Source organism: Herbiconiux daphne (assembly GCF_024979295.1).
GTDB lineage: Bacteria > Actinomycetota > Actinomycetes > Actinomycetales > Microbacteriaceae > Herbiconiux > Herbiconiux daphnes.
In genome coordinates this window covers 1-930 of the sequence record NZ_JANLCJ010000205.1, presented here as the reverse complement: position 1 = coordinate 930, position 930 = coordinate 1, and the positions used below count along the sequence as shown (strand labels likewise).

Sequence of the window (930 nt, the reverse complement as noted above, 5' to 3'; positions counted from 1 at the left end):
TGTTATGTGAGTTAAATTACCAGTGCAGCGATAGCAGCGGATAAGACACTGACTAAAGTAGCGCCGTATACAAGTTTCAAGCCGAAGCGAGAAACGACATTACCTTGGTGTTCATTCAATGCTTTCACAGACCCAGCAATGATACCAATACTGCTGAAGTTCGCGAACGACACGAGGAACACTGACACGATGCCGAGACTTCTAGGGGACAGAGCAGCCTGTACCTTTTGAAGATCGAGCATAGCCACGAATTCATTCGAGACGAGTTTCGTAGCCATGATGGAGCCAACCTGTAGAGCCTCATGAGTCGGTACACCCAGAACCCACGCGACCGGGAAGAAGACATAACCCAGCACCTCTTGGAATGTGATACCAAAGACGGAGCTAAACACCATGTTGAGCAAACTGATAAGGGCAATGAAGCCAATCAGCATTGCTGCAACAATCACCGCCACTTTGAAGCCATCGAGAATATACTCTCCGAGCATTTCAAAGAAGTTCTGATTTTCATGGGTTTCAGCTTCCCACTCGTTACCATCATCACCAGGGTTAATCAGATGCAATACAACGAACGCAGAGAGCATATTGAGCAATAGGGCTGCTACCACATACTCTGGCTTCAACAACGTCATATAAGCGCCTACGATGCTCATAGAGACCGTTGACATAGCTGTCGCTGATAAAGCATACATACGTCGTTCAGACATCAACGGCAGGACGTTCTTAATAGCGATGAAGTTCTCTGACTGACCTACGATCATGGAACTAACAGCGTTGAACGATTCGAGCCGTGGCATACCATTGACTTTTGACAAGGCAGTGCCCAACATCCGAATGATGACGGGAAGAATGCGAAGCCAACGGAGAATGCCGATTAACACAGCGATGAAGATGATTGGCAAGAGTACGGCAAAGAAGAACACGAATGCC

Annotated in this window: 1 protein-coding gene; it reads right to left on the bottom strand. The window is 47.3% G+C overall.

The window, feature by feature from the left end; genetic code table 11:
- Window positions 1-11 precede the first annotated feature (11 nt).
- On the bottom strand, window positions 12-930 hold a 919-nt coding region (locus N1032_RS24120), incomplete at its 5' end, for a NupC/NupG family nucleoside CNT transporter (RefSeq protein WP_259543006.1).